The 16,648-nt window shown below is 33.8% G+C and carries 18 protein-coding genes; all 18 read left to right on the top strand.

What is annotated here, in order from left to right:
- Positions 1-26 precede the first annotated feature (26 nt).
- The 18 genes from porW (at position 27) to ES675_RS02540 (ending at position 16,647) form a co-directional block, all read left to right on the top strand.
- Positions 27-2,540: a type IX secretion system periplasmic lipoprotein PorW/SprE gene (gene porW / locus ES675_RS02625; protein ID WP_449374885.1), complete on the top strand. Its 2,514-nt coding sequence runs from the start codon at positions 27-29 to the stop codon at positions 2,538-2,540.
- Positions 2,541-2,561: 21 nt separating this feature from the next.
- A complete protein-coding gene (locus ES675_RS02620; RefSeq protein ID WP_066253620.1) occupies positions 2,562-2,975 on the top strand; it encodes a bactofilin family protein in 414 nt (137 codons plus the stop codon).
- Positions 2,941-3,192: an AtpZ/AtpI family protein gene (locus ES675_RS02615; protein ID WP_255365506.1), complete on the top strand. Its 252-nt coding sequence runs from the start codon at positions 2,941-2,943 to the stop codon at positions 3,190-3,192. Before ES675_RS02620 ends, ES675_RS02615 begins: the two co-directional genes overlap by 35 nt.
- On the top strand, positions 3,185-3,556 hold the full coding sequence (locus ES675_RS02610) for a DUF6168 family protein (RefSeq protein WP_082985955.1): 372 nt from the start codon (positions 3,185-3,187) through the stop codon (positions 3,554-3,556). Before ES675_RS02615 ends, ES675_RS02610 begins: the two co-directional genes overlap by 8 nt.
- Positions 3,557-3,693: 137 nt before the next feature.
- Positions 3,694-4,803 (top strand): F0F1 ATP synthase subunit A, encoded by a 1,110-nt coding sequence (gene atpB, locus ES675_RS02605; protein WP_066253623.1) that lies wholly within the window; start codon positions 3,694-3,696, stop codon positions 4,801-4,803.
- Positions 4,804-4,845: 42 nt separating this feature from the next.
- On the top strand, positions 4,846-5,040 hold the full coding sequence (gene atpE, locus ES675_RS02600) for an ATP synthase F0 subunit C (protein ID WP_066253627.1): 195 nt from the start codon (positions 4,846-4,848) through the stop codon (positions 5,038-5,040).
- A 92-nt stretch (positions 5,041-5,132) separates the two neighbouring features.
- Positions 5,133-5,633: a F0F1 ATP synthase subunit B gene (locus ES675_RS02595; RefSeq protein WP_066253630.1), complete on the top strand. Its 501-nt coding sequence runs from the start codon at positions 5,133-5,135 to the stop codon at positions 5,631-5,633.
- A gap of 76 nt (positions 5,634-5,709) precedes the next feature.
- Positions 5,710-6,246 (top strand): ATP synthase F1 subunit delta, encoded by a 537-nt coding sequence (gene atpH, locus ES675_RS02590; RefSeq protein WP_066253632.1) that lies wholly within the window; start codon positions 5,710-5,712, stop codon positions 6,244-6,246.
- Between the two features lie 6 nt (positions 6,247-6,252).
- A complete protein-coding gene (locus ES675_RS02585; protein WP_066253635.1) occupies positions 6,253-6,765 on the top strand; it encodes a hypothetical protein in 513 nt (170 codons plus the stop codon).
- Between the two features lie 63 nt (positions 6,766-6,828).
- Positions 6,829-8,409, top strand: a complete 1,581-nt coding sequence (gene atpA / locus ES675_RS02580; RefSeq protein WP_066253639.1) for a F0F1 ATP synthase subunit alpha — start codon at positions 6,829-6,831, stop codon at positions 8,407-8,409.
- Positions 8,410-8,511: 102 nt separating this feature from the next.
- Positions 8,512-9,372, top strand: a complete 861-nt coding sequence (gene atpG, locus ES675_RS02575; protein ID WP_066253643.1) for an ATP synthase F1 subunit gamma — start codon at positions 8,512-8,514, stop codon at positions 9,370-9,372.
- Between the two features lie 142 nt (positions 9,373-9,514).
- Complete coding sequence (locus tag ES675_RS02570) at positions 9,515-10,663, top strand: DUF1566 domain-containing protein (RefSeq protein ID WP_066253650.1); 1,149 nt, start codon at positions 9,515-9,517, stop codon at positions 10,661-10,663.
- Positions 10,664-10,876: 213 nt separating this feature from the next.
- Entirely contained in the window at positions 10,877-11,362 is a 486-nt protein-coding gene (locus ES675_RS02565) for a hypothetical protein (RefSeq protein WP_148367223.1), read from the top strand.
- 91 nt (positions 11,363-11,453) lie between these two features.
- Positions 11,454-12,881: an oligosaccharide flippase family protein gene (locus ES675_RS02560; protein ID WP_066253656.1), complete on the top strand. Its 1,428-nt coding sequence runs from the start codon at positions 11,454-11,456 to the stop codon at positions 12,879-12,881.
- A gap of 1 nt (position 12,882) precedes the next feature.
- Positions 12,883-13,317 carry a dUTP diphosphatase gene (gene dut / locus ES675_RS02555; protein WP_066253660.1) on the top strand — a complete coding sequence of 145 codons (435 nt, stop codon included), beginning with the start codon at positions 12,883-12,885 and terminating at the stop codon, positions 13,315-13,317.
- 134 nt (positions 13,318-13,451) lie between these two features.
- Positions 13,452-14,468 carry a sugar phosphate nucleotidyltransferase gene (locus tag ES675_RS02550; protein WP_066253664.1) on the top strand — a complete coding sequence of 339 codons (1,017 nt, stop codon included), beginning with the start codon at positions 13,452-13,454 and terminating at the stop codon, positions 14,466-14,468.
- Between the two features lie 41 nt (positions 14,469-14,509).
- Positions 14,510-15,871 carry a tetratricopeptide repeat protein gene (locus tag ES675_RS02545; protein ID WP_066253667.1) on the top strand — a complete coding sequence of 454 codons (1,362 nt, stop codon included), beginning with the start codon at positions 14,510-14,512 and terminating at the stop codon, positions 15,869-15,871.
- Positions 15,871-16,647, top strand: coding sequence for a DUF4292 domain-containing protein (locus tag ES675_RS02540; protein ID WP_066253673.1), 777 nt, complete (start codon positions 15,871-15,873; stop codon positions 16,645-16,647). Before ES675_RS02545 ends, ES675_RS02540 begins: the two co-directional genes overlap by 1 nt.
- Position 16,648 lies beyond the last annotated feature (1 nt).

Here is a 16,648-nt window from a genome sequence, read left to right as displayed (position 1 = left end):
TCCTATTTCTCTTTAGTATTACGTTAGTGCTTACTAGTTGTTCACGCAAGAAAGATTCTTTTGTGAGTAGGAACATGCATGCCATGTCCACAAAATACAACATCCTTTACAACGGGTATTTAGCATTAGAAAGTGGACAGAAAGGTGTAAACGATTCCTATGAAGATAATTTTTGGGAAATTCTACCTATAGAACGCATGCAGGTTTCGGAAGAAATTCTGCTCCCTGGTCAAAGTAAAAATCAAGATTTTGAACGTGCTGAAGAAAAAGCAATTAAAGCCGTTCAGAAACATGGAATGAATATTGGCGGAAAAGAAAAAAATCCACAGATTGATGAAGCGTATTTACTATTGGGAAAAGCGCGTTATTTTGATCAACGCTTTATACCAGCATTGGAAGCTTTCAACTACATTCTCTATAAATATCCGGCGAGTGATAAAATTAATCAAGCCAGAATATGGCGTGAAAAAACCAACATTCGTTTAGAAAATGAAGAACTGGCTATTACCAATTTAAAACGCTTAATGTACCAAGTGGATTTGGAAGGTCAGGATTTAGCGGATGCCACGTCCATGTTAGCCCAAGCCTATATTAACACGAAATCTTTAGATAGTGCGGTTTGGCAAATAGATATAGCTGCACAGAACACAAAAAACAACGATGAACGCGGTCGTTACCGGTTTATTCAAGCCCAATTATACAATAGACTTAATAAAACCGATAGTGCAAATATTGCTTTTGATCGGGTTATTGAACTTAATAGAAAAACGCCAAGACCGTACCGCATTGCGGCTTATGTTGGGAAAGCACGTAATTTCGATTTCACAGAAGGTGATAAACAAGCTTTAATTGAACTGCTTTATGAGCTAGAGGATGATCGTGAAAACCGACCATTTTTAAGTAAAATTTATTATCAAATTGGCGAATATCATTTAAAAAATGGTGCTGATTCATTGGCAGTTGAGTTTTATAACAAGTCCTTACGTACTAATCCATCTGATAAAATACTAGTTTCTAAAGACTATGAAAATTTAGGTGATATCTTTTTCGATTACACCGAATATAAGATTGCAGGCGCCTATTTTGATAGCACCATGCTAAACATGAAAATGAATAGTAAGCCATACCGAATCATCAAACGCAAACGCGATAATTTAGAAGACGTTATTTATTATGAAGATGTTGCCGTTGCTAACGATAGTATTCTTGGTTTAGTTGCCATGTCAGCAGACGAAAGAACGGCTTATTTTGAAACCTATACACAAGAGTTGAAGTTGAAGGCTGAAGCCGAAAAAGCTCTCGAGGAAGAGCGGGAACGTAATCAAGGCTTAATTCAAGTGAATACTAATAATAGCTTTGCCGCAGGAAGTTCAATGGTAAAACAAGCTGGTGGACCAGCAGCAGGCGGACCAGTTGAATTTTATTTCTATAACCCTACAACCGTTTCTTATGGTAAAAATGAATTTAGAAAAAATTGGGGAGATCGCGAATTAAAAGATAATTGGCGTTGGTCTAGTATCAACAAATCTAAAACCAATGAGGTTTTTAATGATTTAGTTGAAAATGAAGTCGAAAATGAATTATTCAATCCAGAATTCTATTTAACGCAAATACCAACAGATGAAAAAGCAATTGATAGTATTACCAAAGAGCGCAACCGTGCATACTACCAATTAGGACTTATTTATAAAGAGAAATTTAAGGAATATGGTTTGTCTAAAGATAAATTCCAAACGCTTTTAACCTTTAATCCAGACGAAAAATTAGTGGTTCCTAGTAAATATAACCTGTATAAGATTTATATGTTGGAAGGCCAGAATGGTGAAGCTGAAATAGCTAAAAATGATATTATTGCTAATTATCCAGAGTCGCGATATGCTACCATTTTAAAAAACCCAGAGTCCGCTTTAGCAAAAGATGATAGTAGTCCAGAAAGTGTTTATGAAAATCTGTATGCAGCTTTAGAAAACCACCAATATCAAGAGGTTATTAGTGAAACAGATCGCTATATTTCAATATTTGAAGGTGAAGCTTTAGTGCCTAAATTCGAGCTCTTAAAGGCGCGAGCAACAGGGCGTTTATATGGATATGAAGCCTACAGTAAAGCTATGAATTTTGTAGCTTATAATTATGCAAATACGGAAGAAGGTGCTCAAGCACAAGACATTGTCGATAATTTGTTGCCAAAAATAAGCAGTACTGATTTTGTTGAAAATCCTGACGAAACCAATTATAAAGTCGTGTATTATTTTAATGCTACAGAGGAAAAAGCAATTTCAGAATTTGTTACCAAACTTAAAAAAGAAACAGATCAAGTCAATGTTTTTGATTTATCCGTTTCGGTTGATGTCTATAATCCTGAAACAACGTATGTTATTATTCACGGTTTAACAAGCAAGGAAGGCGCTTTAGGTTATGCAGCATCATTAGAAGAAAAGAAAAAAGACAAAATACGACACCAACATTTTGCTATTTCGTCAACCAATTATGCAACCCTACAAATCCATAAAAATATGGATGCATATTTAGCAGTGAATTAAACCCCAAAAAAATAAATAATCATGTTTTCAGAGAATAAAAAAAGTAAATCAAATCTCGAAATCACATCCAGTCAAAACTTAATAGCCCAAGGTACTACTATGGTTGGTGATTTAGAAAGTGAAGGCGATTTCAGGATTGATGGAACCGTAGAAGGCAGTATCAAAACGCCCGGAAAAATTGTTGTTGGGAAATCAGGTTTTGTAAATGGTAATATTACGGGAACTGATGCTTATTTTGAAGGAAAATTTTCAGGGACATTATCACTTTCAGGTACACTAACTTTAAAAAGTACAGCGCACATTGAAGGCGATGTAACTTTAGGTAAGTTAGCCGTTGAGCCAGGAGCTACATTTAACGTTAATTGCGCCATGAAAGGAGCAACAAAAGACATGCAAAATAGTGAGCGCGAAAAAACCACAAAACAAAAAGCCTAACAAACCGCTTAATAAGTATATTCGGTTTACTACCATTGCTATACAAATGGGTTTAATTATTTATTTAGGTAGTTTACTAGGTACATGGTTAGACGTTAAATTTGAAAATCCCGATCAATTATATTATAAAATTATTACCTTGATATCCGTTGCTGTAGCCATGTTTTCGGTTATTTATCAAGTCATAAAAATAACCAACAAGAATTCTGATGATTAAGCGTATTGTATTAGTAATTATTTTGGTCCTTGCTGTATTTGGATTAAGTTTTGGTATTCATAGCAATTTATTAAATTCGGAATTAAGCTTCTCGTTATTCAATGTGTATATATTTCATGTAATTTCGGTCGTTATTATTTACACAATTGTAGAAATAGTTGCAGAAAAACTACCAAGCCAAGCAGGCTATTCCTACCTCATGCTCGTGTTTTTTAAGATAGGTGCATTTGTACTTATATTTCAATCTTCTGTTTTTGAAAACGATGCTTTAACACAAACAGAACGCTTTGCTTTGGTAATCCCATTATTTCTTTTTTTAATAGCAGAGGCAGCCGTTGTTGCAAAGTTGTTAAATAGCAAATAGTTATTAAGTAAAAACCTGCTTTTTTCTGTTTTAAAGTATCCTAAAAAAACTAAACTAAAAAAGGGTTTGGTTTTTTAAATTATTCCGTACATTTGCACAAAATTTACGAAGGATAAATTTCATTAGTTAGAAAAAATATGATGGTAGCAAAAAATTCTATCAAGTTATTAGTAGTATTCATTTTAGCATTAACGTCGTTTTCGGTATCCGCCCAAAATGACGAAGTCGCAAATAATTTAATTGATTCACCTAAAGAAATCAGTGACTATATTGCTCATCACTTAAAGGATTCTCACGATTTTCATTTATTTACAGATAATAGTTCTGGAACGCATTATAGTATGCCGTTACCGGTAATTGTTTGGACTAGTAATGGACTTAAAACATTTATGTCTTCAGCATTTCATCATGATGATAACGGAACCGTTATTGTTGATAAAGGTGATGCACAACTTGTAAAATACCACTCCAAAATTTACGAATTAGAAAATGGTGCAACAGCACTAAATTTTGATGATAAGCACCACCCAACAAATGCTAGCAAAGTAATCGATTTCTCTATTACTAAAAGTGTTTTCGGAATGATCATAACAGGAATAATCATGTTATTACTTTTTGGTGGTTTAGCCAGAGGTTATAAAAAAGGCAATGGTATTCCAAAAGGAGTATCTAGAGTTTTAGAGCCTTTAGTTATTTATGTTCGTGATGAAATAGCACGTCCAAACATTGGTGAGAAAAAGTACCGCAAGTTTATGGGCTTTTTATTAACGGTATTTTTCTTTATCTGGATATTAAATATGTTAGGCTTAACGCCTTTAGGATTTAACGTAACTGGACAAATAGCTGTTACAGCGTGTTTAGCTATTTTTACCATGATTATTTATTTGTTTAGTGGTAGTAAAGATTTCTGGGCACATACCTTATGGATGCCAGGGGTACCTTATGTTTTAAGACCAATTTTAGCCGTAATAGAGCTTGTTGGTTTTGTTATAATTAAGCCGTTTTCATTATTAGTGCGTTTGTTTGCAAATATTACTGCAGGCCATTTTATTGTAATGAGCTTAATTGCATTAATGATAACTTTAAAAGCTTCTTTCGGACCAGTAGTTTCTACGGGAATGTCTTTAGCATTAACGTTATTTATTATGGTGATTGAAGTTTTAGTAGCGTTTTTACAAGCGTTTATTTTCACCATGTTATCAGCTTTATTTATTGGTATGGCTGTTGAAGAGCACGACGCTCATTAAAAAAGAATTTGTTTAATTAATAATTATAAAAACCAAATTAGTATGTACAATTTAATTGGAGCAGGATTAATCGTAATCGGTGGAGGTATCGGTTTAGGTATGATCGGTGGAAAAGCAATGGAAGGTATTGCTCGTCAACCAGAAGCAGCAGGAAAAATTCAAACTGCGATGATCATTATCGGAGCCTTATTAGAAGGTTTAGCCTTTGGTGCGTTAATCTTAGGAAATCCATCATAATTTCCTAAAAAGTAAAAAACAAGTTTCTGCAACGGTTGGTTGCAGAAACTGTTTTAAATTAAACAAAAGAGAATTTAAGTAATCTATATAGTATGGAATCTTTATTAAATGATTTTTCAGTAGGCTTATTTTTTATGCAAGCCTTTATCTTATTAATATTAATTGTATTAATGAGAAAATTTGCTTGGAAGCCAATTCTAGACGCTCTTCAAACTAGAGAAGATGGTATTAAAACAGCTTTAGAATCCGCTGAAAATGCAAAACTTGAAATGCAAAATCTTCAAGCTAATAACGAAAAATTATTGCAAGAAGCACGTTTAGAGCGTGAATTGATGCTTAAAGAAGCGCGTGAAATTAAATCGAAAATGATTGAAGACGCGAAAACTGAAGCTCAAACGGAAGCAAGTAAGTTAGTTGTAAGTGCACAAGTAGCTATTGAAAATGAAAAGAAAGCAGCCATTGCAGAATTAAAAATGCAAGTTGCTACGTTATCAATTGAAATCGCTGAAAAAGTGGTTCGTGAAGAATTATCTAACAAAGACAAACAAATGAAATTGGTTGAGTCTATGTTAGTTGAAGCAACGTTAAACTAATTCGTACACAGCGCATAATTTATGTGTCTAGTTAGATAAGTATAATTAAAAGTTACCCACTTTCGTGGGCATAAAAATGGCAGGAACAAGAGCAGCAATACGTTACGCAAAAGCAGTATTAAGTTTAGCAACTGAAAAACAGGTGGCTGATGCTATTAATGCAGATATGGTTTTAATTTCTAAAACCATTAAGGATAATCAAAATCTGGATGAGGTTATTAGAAATGCCGTTGTTAAATCTGAAGATAAGAAAGCAATTTTATCACAGGTATTTCCAGATGCAAATACAATTACGCAAGAGCTTTTTAAAGTATTAGACGCTAATAAACGTTTAGATTTAATGGAGGCTGTAGCCGATAAGTATACTGATTTATTCGATATTCAAAATAATAAAGAGTCTGCAACCGTAACAACTGCAGTACCAATTACTGAAGATATTGAATTAAAAGTGTTAGCTAAAATTAAAGAATTATCTAACAAAGCTGTAACTGTTAAAAATATAGTAGATGAAAGCATTTTAGGTGGTTTCATTTTACGTGTTGGCGATATTCAATACAATGCTAGTGTTGCCAGTAAATTGAATAAATTAAAAAGAGAATTTACAATTAACTAACAACTGATGAAAGGACTTAAAACAATTCTATTTTTATCATGTATCTTTATTGGCTTCCATGCTAATGCGCAAAAGGTCAAGCTAAAAAACGGAGATGTATTAATTGATAAAGTTGTTTGGTTAACGTATGTTGATTGCGGAACTTTTGATTCTGTTTGTTCTTTGTATAATGATAATGAAGAAGAGATTATCTTTTTAAAAACGGTCTATATAAAGGGAGCTGAACCAATTACAGCTTCTAATCCAGAAGGGAAGTTAATCTATGTTGAAGTTATATTTTTAGGAGAAGACAAGAAATACGAAATTGGAAAAAGAACACAGAAAAATATCATTTCAGATATTTATAAAGGAAATGTGGTAAATGAAGATGGTTCTTTAAATTCGGAAAAAGTAGAACGTTTAGTTGAAAAATATGGAACACCATATTCAGACAGATTAAATGCATCAACAAATACAGTGATAATTAAGGAAGAGTCTAGTAATAGTGGCTCTGGAATAAATATTAAAATAGGAAATTAAATTAAGCAGCGTTGGAATAGATGGCAACATCTTAACAATCCAACGTCTAATATCTAAATAAAGATGGCAGAAGTAAAACCAGCTGAAATATCAGCAATCTTAAAACAACAACTTTCAAATTTTGATGCAGGTGCATCATTAGACGAAGTAGGAACTGTATTAACAGTAGGTGATGGTATTGTACGTGCTTACGGACTTTCAAATGCGCAATACGGAGAATTAGTAGAATTCGAAGGTGGATTAGAAGGTATTGTACTAAATCTTGAAGAAGATAACGTAGGTATCGTATTATTAGGAACTTCAGTAGGCGTTAGAGAAGGTTCTACAGTAAAACGTACAGAACGTATCGCATCTGTTAAAGTAGGTGAAGGTATTGTTGGTCGTGTTGTAGATACTTTAGGAAATCCTATTGATGGAAAAGGACCTATTACAGGTGAAACTTATGAAATGCCTTTGGAGCGTAAAGCACCAGGTGTTATCTACAGAGAGCCAGTAACAGAACCATTACAAACAGGAATTAAAGCAATTGATGCTATGATTCCAGTTGGAAGAGGTCAACGTGAGTTGGTTATTGGTGACAGACAAACAGGTAAGACCGCCGTTTGTATTGATGCTATCTTAAATCAAAAAGAATTTTACGAGGCAGGTGAACCTGTATATTGTATATATGTTGCTGTAGGTCAAAAGGCTTCAACAGTAGCACTTATTGCTAAAACTTTAGAAGAAAAAGGCGCTTTAGCTTATACGACTATAGTTGCTGCAAATGCATCAGATCCTGCAGCCATGCAAGTATATGCACCTTTTACAGGAGCATCTATTGGAGAATACTTTAGAGATACTGGTAGACCAGCTTTAATTGTATTTGATGATTTGTCAAAACAAGCAGTTGCATACCGTGAAGTATCTTTATTATTACGTCGTCCTCCAGGACGTGAGGCGTATCCAGGTGACGTTTTCTACTTACACTCAAGATTATTAGAGCGTTCTGCAAAAATCATTAATAATGATGCTATTGCAAAAGAAATGAATGATTTACCAGATTCATTAAAGCCAATCGTAAAAGGTGGTGGTTCTTTAACAGCATTGCCAATTATTGAAACACAAGCCGGTGACGTTTCGGCATATATTCCAACAAACGTAATTTCTATTACAGATGGTCAAATCTTCTTAGATGGAGATTTATTTAACTCTGGTGTTCGTCCAGCAATTAACGTAGGTATTTCAGTATCTCGTGTTGGTGGTAATGCACAGATTAAATCCATGAAAAAAGTATCTGGTACGTTAAAATTAGATCAAGCGCAATACCGTGAATTAGAGGCGTTTGCTAAATTTGGATCTGATTTAGATGCCGTTACTTTAAATGTAATTAATAAAGGTAAACGTAACGTTGAAATTTTAAAGCAAGCACAAAACGATCCTTTTAAAGTGGAAGATCAAGTAGCTATTATTTATGCTGGATCTAAAAACTTATTAAGAGACGTTCCTGTTGAAAAAGTAAAAGAATTTGAACGTGATTATTTAGAATTTTTAGGCGCAAAACATAGTGATGTGTTAGCAAGTTTAAAAGCTGGAAAATTAACGGATGAAGTTACAGATACCCTAACAGCGGTAGCTAAAGATTTATCAGCGAAGTACAGAAAATAAAAAAATTCCAATCCTTCTCTTTATTAAAGAGAAGGATTAGCGAATTATCATATAGTTTAACTAATCAATCCCTCTCCATTTGAGAGGTTAGGAGCGGAAAAAATGGCAAACTTAAAAGAAATACGTAACAGAATATCATCAGTATCTTCAACGATGCAGATTACCAGTGCTATGAAAATGGTATCGGCTGCAAAATTAAAGAAGGCACAAGATGCTATTACGGCAATGCGTCCTTATGCAGATAAGTTAACGGAACTTTTACAAGATTTAAGTGCGACTTTAGATGTAGATTCTGGAAGTAAGTTTTCAGAACAACGTGAGGTGAAAAAGGTACTTATTGTAGCTATTACTTCAAACAGAGGTTTGTGTGGTGCTTTTAATTCTAATATTATTAAGCAAACACAAAACTTAATTTCCAATGTGTATGCAGGTAAAAAAGTATCTGTTTTAGCAATTGGGAAAAAGGGAAATGATGCATTTTCTAAAAAACAGATTGTTATTGGTAATTACAGTGAATTGTATGACGATTTAACTTTTGATAACGTTGCAGATGTTGCAAAACGTTTGATGGAAATGTTTACTGAAGGCGAGTTTGATAAAATTGAAATCGTTTATAACAAGTTTAAAAACGCAGCGACTCAAGAAATCATTGTGGAACAATTTTTACCAATTGTACCTATTGAAAAAGATGCCAATGCAACATTAGAGTATATTTTTGAACCTTCAAAAATTGAAATCGTTGAGGAATTGATTCCGAAGTCTCTAAAAACACAATTGTATAAGGGTATTAGAGATTCTTTTGCTTCTGAACATGGCGCTCGTATGACGGCTATGCATAAAGCAACGGATAACGCAACCGAATTACGTGATCAATTAAAATTAACGTATAACAAAGCACGTCAAGCCTCTATTACTAACGAGATCTTGGAGATTGTAGGTGGAGCAGAAGCTTTAAATAATTAGATAAAATGTTAGTAAAGTTTCATTTAATTATAATTTTTTATTTAAGTAATTAGAAAACAATCATATAACAGAAAGCCTTACATTTATGTAAGGTTTTTTGCTTATAAAAAATTTATATTTGCCACTCAAAAAAATAATTCAAATGAAGTTAACAAAACTTATTGCAGCCGTTTTCATTTTATGTATTACTATATCATGTGAAAAGGATGATACTGTCGGTTTTAATGATAATAATGGTGCTATACCAACTTTAACCACTAATGCACCAACCGATATATTTGGAACAGCCGTTGTTTTAGGTGGTACTGTTACAAGTGAAGGGAGTTCAACTGTAGTTTCTAGAGGCGTTTGTTGGAGTTTAAATGCAAACCCAACCCTTTCTGATAGGTCTCAATCTTCCGACGGAAGTGGTTTAGGAACATTTTCAGTAAGTGTTAATGGATTAGAAGCTAATACAACCTATCACGTAAGAGCTTATGCTAGCAACAATTATAGCGATTTAGCATATGGAAATAATATAACCTTTACAACAGGAGATATTGTCAATTTTATCACAGATATTCCTAGAAATATAATTACAACTCGTGTAGATTTAAATGCTACAATTTCAGATGCACCAGGCGTTTCCGTTAGTTCTAGAGGTTTTGTTATAGATACTGCAGTAAATCCTACTATTGATGATGTTTCAATAGATGGAGGTTATGGTACTGGCGAATATGGTGGTCAAATTTCAAACCTGAATCCTAACACAACGTATTATGCAAGACCTTACGCTCGCGTTAATGGTGAATATGTGTATGGTGTTGAACAAAGTTTTAGAACGACAGGTTATTTCGGACCAGCTAGTGGTTACGTGGTTTTTGATAAAGGTGAAACAACGGAAGGTTGGCGTTATTTAGAAGCATCTCCACAACAATCGAACTTTAATAATGTTTGGGGATGTAGAGATACATTTATTTCAAATACCTATGAAGATGTTGGAACTGGATGGAGCAATACAGGACAAATAACTAGTAATTGTAATGCAAGTAGCTTTGCGGCTAAAACAGCTTTTAATTACAGTTATAATGGTTATTCAGATTGGTTTTTGCCATCCCGTTTAGAAGCCATAATTACAATGAGAAGTTTATCAGATTTAAATGCGTTGACAAACGTGTACCATTGGACATCTACTGAAGTGAATGCTACAAATGCTTATTATATTTTGTATTCAAGTGGAAGTGGAAATATTACATCTCATTCGAGTTCTAAAAATAACACCTTTACATATCTTCCTATAAGAAAGTATTAATTTTATAGCGTCATTTATTAAACCTCATGTATGTAATTATAGATGAGGTTTTTTTATGCTTGAGAATAAAATTTGGAAAGTCAATTGAATACGGAAGCAGTCTTCTAAATTAGAAACATACAAGACCTTTCAAGTTTTAAACCTGAAAGGTCTTTTTTTATGGCACCATATTTTATTTTATATATTTGATTATTAAAACTTAACATCAAATTCATGATGACACGCTACCTTATTGCATTTGTGATTTTATGTGCTATTTTAATGGCAAGTTGCTCCGGTTCAAAATCTAAAGTTTTAGATACTGATTTAGTGCTTCAAGAAAAAGCTTCATTTGTAGTTGAAGCCATTCAGTTTCAACCTTGGATTTCAGATATTCCCAGCGAAGGCTCTGGCTATCATGTATATATTTCAATTGCTGAAAACAGGAATCATGTACATTTCGATAGTATCTATTATAAAGGTTTTGCAGGAAAAATTGTTGTCGGTAAGATGGAATATTTTGCTACAATCCAAACATCTTCAAGTCAGAAGGAAGATTTGATTATGAGTAATAACGATGGTGAGGAATATGGAAATTCACCTAAAACACTATTAAATACCAAATTTGATTTTGGTGAAAACACCTGTCTTATCAAGTATGTAGAAAAAGAGCAAGTCCAGTATTATAAATACAATCAGATGCAAAAAAAGGAACTGTAAGTTTATCCAAACGCATCTAGGAATATGGAGTAATGAACGCATTGCATGTCGGGTATTAAAATGCTATATTTAGCACTTCAAATATGGAAACTTGGGTACTATAAAAACCTTCTTTAAGGATACAATTATTTATGGTTTGGCAACAGTCCTGCCCAGACTCATGAATTTTATTTTAGTGCCACTTCACACGGGTAAGTTAGTTACATCTAGTTATTCTGACAATACAACCTTTTATGTTTATGCCGCTTTTTTCAACGTATTATTGACATACGGGATGGAAACTGCTTTTTTTAGGTTTTTTAATTTAAGTAAAGAAAAAGATAAAGTATTTTCAACAACCCTAATTAGTTTAACGGTAACCACTGTTTTGTTTTTAATTGCTGTGGTTGTTTTTAATGAGCCATTGGCAGACTTGGTCAATTTAAACCAAACGTATTTTAATTTATTAATTGGCGTGTTAGCTTTAGATGCGCTTGTTGTTGCGCCATTTGCATATTTAAGAGCTACTGGAAGGCCTATTAAGTTTACGGCCATTAAGCTATCCAATATTGCCGTTTACGTGGTTTTAAATTATTTTTTCCTTTGGGCAATTCCTAAATTTAATTTAGACTTTCCTGGTTATAATAAGGATGATTTAGTTCAATACATTTTCATTGCTAATTTATGTGCAAGTATAACAACACTACTATTATTAGCACCATACTTCTTTAAAACAAAGCTTCAATTCAGTAAAACTATTTTCAAGCAAATGCTCAATTATAGTTGGCCTATTATGGTAGCTGGGTTAGCCTATGTCATAAATGAGAATTTTGATAAATGGCTGTTGCCAGAACTTCTTGGTAAATCTATAAATGGAGCCTATAGCGGTTGTTATAAAATTGCCGTATTCATGACTATTTTTATTCAAGCATTCCGATTAGGAGCTGAACCTTTTTTCTTTAATCATGCCAAAGAATTAAATGCCAAGGAAACTTATGCTAGAATCATGAAGTACTTTGTTATTTGTGGGAGCTCAATGTTTGTGTTTACGGTTGCCTTTCTTAATATTTTTAAGGAGCTCATTGTTAGTGATCCGTCCTATTGGATTGCTATAGATATTGTTCCCATCGTACTTTTGGCAAACTTATGTTTAGGTATTTATTTCAATTTAGCCATTTGGTATAAGCTTACTGATAAAACACGATATGGTATGTATTTTTCACTAATAGGTGCTGTTATAACTATTGCTTTTAACTATATAATGATTCCGCGTATTGGCTTTATGGCATCGGCTTGGGCAACATTAGCAGCCTATGGAAGTATGATGCTAATCTCCTATCAAATAGGAAAAAAACACTATCCTGTTCCGTATGATATTATGAGGATTGGTAGTTATTTAGTGCTATCAACCGCAATTTCTGCTGTTTCGTATTATAGATTTAATGAGAATTACTATGTGAGTACTATTTTAGTTTTAGTATTTTTGGGAATCGTTTATATATCAGAGCGAAAAGACATTAAACAATTATTAAAATTATAATATGACTATTAACATAATCAATAAATCTAGTCACGCGTTACCACACTATGAAACCATAGCATCCGCAGGAATGGACTTACGAGCTAATTTATCAGAGTCTAGAGTTTTGAAACCTTTAGAGCGAAGCATTGTTGGCACTGGTCTTTTTATAGAATTGCCAGTGGGTATTGAAGCCCAAGTGCGACCACGTAGCGGGTTAGCAGCTAAAAAAGGAATTACCGTTTTAAATGCACCAGGAACTATTGATGCCGATTATCGTGGCGAAATTGGCGTGATTCTTGTCAATCTTTCAAACGAAGATTTCACCATAGAAAATGGCGAACGTATAGCGCAATTAGTTATAGCCAAACACGAACGTGCAGAATGGATGGCAGTTGAAGAATTATCTGAAACCGATAGAGGAGCAGGTGGTTTTGGGAGTACAGGGACTAAATAAGCCCACCATGATGCTCCCAAGAGGGAGTTAAAACAGAAAGACATAATAACTTATCGCTTTTAGGGCGAAAGGCAGTTATAATAACAAATTTTTAATAAAAATCCCCACTTCATTAGAGTGGTTTAGGCTTAATTATGAAAATAATAGTACCCATGGCAGGACGAGGTTCTCGTTTGCGTCCACATAGTTTAACAGTACCAAAACCATTAATACCCGTTGCTGGTGAACCTATTGTTCACAGATTGGTAAAGGATATTGTAAAAGTTTTAAATCAACCCGTTGAAGAAATTGCCTTTGTATTAGGTGATGCTGCATGGTTTGGTGATGATGTTGTAAGTAGTTTAAAAGCTTTAGCCACATCGTTAGGCGCCAAAGCATCTATTTACCGTCAAGATGAACCATTAGGAACAGGACACGCTATTATGTGTGCCAAAGACTCCCTATCTGGGCCAACCGTTATTGCGTATGCCGATACCTTAATTCGTGCCGATTTTAAACTAGATCAAGAAGCAGATTCCGTTATTTGGGTTAAAAAAGTGGATAAACCTGAAGCGTTTGGCGTTGTAAAATTGAATGATAATAAAGAAATCGTTGAGCTGGTTGAAAAACCGAAATTCTTTGTGAGCGATTTAGCCGTAATTGGCATATACTACTTTAAAGAAGTCAGCGTTTTAAAAGAAGCCTTGCAATACGTGTTGGATAATAATATTGTTAATGGTGGCGAATACCAAATTAACGATGGTATTAAGCGTATGATGGCAGATGGAAAGGTCTTTAAAACAGGTCAAGTGGATGAGTGGATGGACTGCGGAAATAAAGCGGTTACCGTTGAAACAAACGCACGAATGCTTGGATTTTTAGAAAAAGATGGCGAAGAATTAATAGCATCCGATTTAAAAATTCAAAACTCTAAAATCATTCAACCCTGTTTTATTGGTGAAAATGTCGTGCTTAAGGATTCTACAATTGGTCCAAATGTATCTATTGGAAATAATTGTACTATTGAAGCATCAACCGTTAAAAATAGCTTAATTCAGAATCATACCTCTATAAAAAACGCTAATTTAGACGAAGCTATGATTGGAAATCATGTGACTTTTAATGGCGAATTCAGCAAAATAAGTATCGGTGATTATTCGGTTTTGGAGTAAATTTTGAATTGTCATTCTGAACATAGTGAAGAATCTCACAAATGAAACAAAAGTTAAAAATAGTTTTCTTTTTCTGCGGAATGTTGTGCATACCGCAGACAAATTATGCGCAAATAGATTACAATAAAATCAACCAAGACGATTTAGGTGATGTAGAAGATTTACAGCAGGAGTATTTCTTTGAAGCCTTAAAACAAAAAGGGATTGAAAACTATGATCGTGCGGCAAAAGCGCTACTTAAGTGTATTGAATTAGACGATTCTAAATCGGTTTATTATTACGAATTAGGTAAAAATTATAACAAACTTAAAAATTTTGGTGCTGCAGAAGATGCCCTTAAAGATGCCGTTAAAATGGCTCCTGATAACGAGTGGTATTTGGACGAACTTTATGAAGTTTACGCGCAACAAGACGATTATGATAAAGCCATAAAAGTCGTGAAGCAACTGGTGCAATATCATCCAGATTATAAGGAAGATCTGGCAACCTTATACGTTAAAACCAAAAACTATAAAAATGCTTTAAAAGTCTTGGATGAAATGGATGCCGAACTCGGTATTTCCATGACCAGAGATCTAATAAGAAATCAGATCTATGAAATTACCGGTAAAAAGGAAGAACAAATAGAGAATTTGGAAGATCGTGTAGAAGATAATCCAGATGAAGAAACCAATTACCTAGCGTTAATTTATCGTTACAGTGAGAATAACGAGAAAGATAAAGCCTTTGAAACCGCTAAAAAGTTATTAGAGGTTAAACCAAATTCGCAATTAGCACATTTGGCACTTTATAAGTTTTATGTGGAAGAAAAGAATGCTGAAGCTGCTATTGCTTCCATGAAAATTGTAATTCAGAGTCCACAAATAAAACCAGAAGCAAAAATGATGGTTTTATCAGATTTCGTGAATTTTGTTTCGGAAAATCCAGAATACGAAGCCGATTTAATTGAAGCCACATCACTTGTTACGGAAGATAAAAAAGGAACATCCTCTGTGGAAGTTGCCCAATATTATCTCAAAAAAGGGGAGAAAGACAAAGCTTTATCGTATTACCAAAAAGCATTGGAAAAGGATTCTGATAACTTCGGTATTACTAGAAATATATTATTGCTTCTCATTGATTTAAAAGATTATGAAAAAGCGCAAGCTATGAGTGCCTCGGCATTAAACAAATATCCGTCGCAACCCATCTTCTATTTGGTAAATGGTGTGGCTTTAAACGCACTTAAAAAACCTAAAGAAGCTGTTGATACGCTAGAAATTGGACTGGATTATATTATTGATGACACCAAAATGCAAGCCGATTTCTACAAACAATTGAGCATAGCACACACCCAATTAAACAATACAAACAAGGCAAAAACGTTTATAGATAAAGCCCAACAATTAGAGTCCTCCAATTAATGAATAAAACACGTCATATTTCATGGCTCGTAACGCTCTTGTTTTTGGTAGTTATGAGTTGTAAGTCAACAGCCACACTATCGTCTGGTGAAACCAATTTAACACTTTCCAAAAAAGAGGTTTTAAAAGCACACCATAAAAGTTCGCCAGATTTTAAAACCATGCAAGCCAAAGTTCGTGTGGTTTACACGGAAGGCACCAAGTCGCAAACGCATACAGTAACCTTGCGTATGGAAACGGATAAAGCCATTTGGATAAATTCTGCTTTAAATTTAATTCGTGTGATGATAACGCCAGAAAAAGTGCAGTTTTACAACAAACTAGACAACACGTATTTTGATGGCGATTTTAGTTATTTAAGTGATTTGTTAGGTACAGAATTGGATTATACCAAAGTCCAAAATTTATTATTAGGAAATGCTATTTTCGAATTGGATAAAAACACCTATAATATGTCGGTTTATGAGGATGCCTATTTGTTTCAACCGAAAGAACAAGTTGCACTTTTCGAGTTGTTTTATATTGTTAATGCATCTCATTTTAAAATGAATTCGCAACAGCTGCAGCAACCAAGTGAATCACGTTTTTTGCAAGTCGATTATTTAAATTATCAAATTATTGATAAACAAAGTTTACCAGAACAATTAAAAATAATAGCTTTGGAAGGTGATGATGAAACCATCATTGAATTGGAAATAAAATCGGTTAGTTTGAATGAAGAAGTACGATTTCCGTTTAAAATTCCTTCAGGATTTGATAAAATTGATTTAAAGTAAT

The sequence above is a fragment of the Algorimicrobium algoritergicola genome (assembly GCF_008086165.1).
Classification (GTDB): domain Bacteria; phylum Bacteroidota; class Bacteroidia; order Flavobacteriales; family Flavobacteriaceae; genus Algorimicrobium; species Algorimicrobium algoritergicola.
This window is presented reverse-complemented; position numbering and strand designations above follow the sequence as displayed.

Excerpts from the sequence above, each read along its gene's own strand:
- ES675_RS02545 (WP_066253667.1), top strand. The coding sequence starts at position 14,510 with ATGAAACAAAAGTTAAAAATAGTTTTCTTTTTCTGCGGAATGTTGTGC.
- ES675_RS02620 (WP_066253620.1), top strand. The coding sequence starts at position 2,562 with ATGTTTTCAGAGAATAAAAAAAGTAAATCAAATCTCGAAATCACATCC.
- ES675_RS02585 (WP_066253635.1), top strand. The coding sequence starts at position 6,253 with ATGAAAGGACTTAAAACAATTCTATTTTTATCATGTATCTTTATTGGC.
- atpH (WP_066253632.1), top strand. The coding sequence starts at position 5,710 with ATGGCAGGAACAAGAGCAGCAATACGTTACGCAAAAGCAGTATTAAGT.
- ES675_RS02610 (WP_082985955.1), top strand. The coding sequence starts at position 3,185 with ATGATTAAGCGTATTGTATTAGTAATTATTTTGGTCCTTGCTGTATTT.
- dut (WP_066253660.1), top strand. The coding sequence starts at position 12,883 with ATGACTATTAACATAATCAATAAATCTAGTCACGCGTTACCACACTAT.
- atpE (WP_066253627.1), top strand. The coding sequence starts at position 4,846 with ATGTACAATTTAATTGGAGCAGGATTAATCGTAATCGGTGGAGGTATC.
- atpB (WP_066253623.1), top strand. The coding sequence starts at position 3,694 with ATGATGGTAGCAAAAAATTCTATCAAGTTATTAGTAGTATTCATTTTA.
- ES675_RS02570 (WP_066253650.1), top strand. The coding sequence starts at position 9,515 with ATGAAGTTAACAAAACTTATTGCAGCCGTTTTCATTTTATGTATTACT.
- ES675_RS02540 (WP_066253673.1), top strand. The coding sequence starts at position 15,871 with ATGAATAAAACACGTCATATTTCATGGCTCGTAACGCTCTTGTTTTTG.
- ES675_RS02550 (WP_066253664.1), top strand. The coding sequence starts at position 13,452 with ATGAAAATAATAGTACCCATGGCAGGACGAGGTTCTCGTTTGCGTCCA.
- ES675_RS02565 (WP_148367223.1), top strand. The coding sequence starts at position 10,877 with ATGATGACACGCTACCTTATTGCATTTGTGATTTTATGTGCTATTTTA.
- atpG (WP_066253643.1), top strand. The coding sequence starts at position 8,512 with ATGGCAAACTTAAAAGAAATACGTAACAGAATATCATCAGTATCTTCA.
- ES675_RS02595 (WP_066253630.1), top strand. The coding sequence starts at position 5,133 with ATGGAATCTTTATTAAATGATTTTTCAGTAGGCTTATTTTTTATGCAA.
- atpA (WP_066253639.1), top strand. The coding sequence starts at position 6,829 with ATGGCAGAAGTAAAACCAGCTGAAATATCAGCAATCTTAAAACAACAA.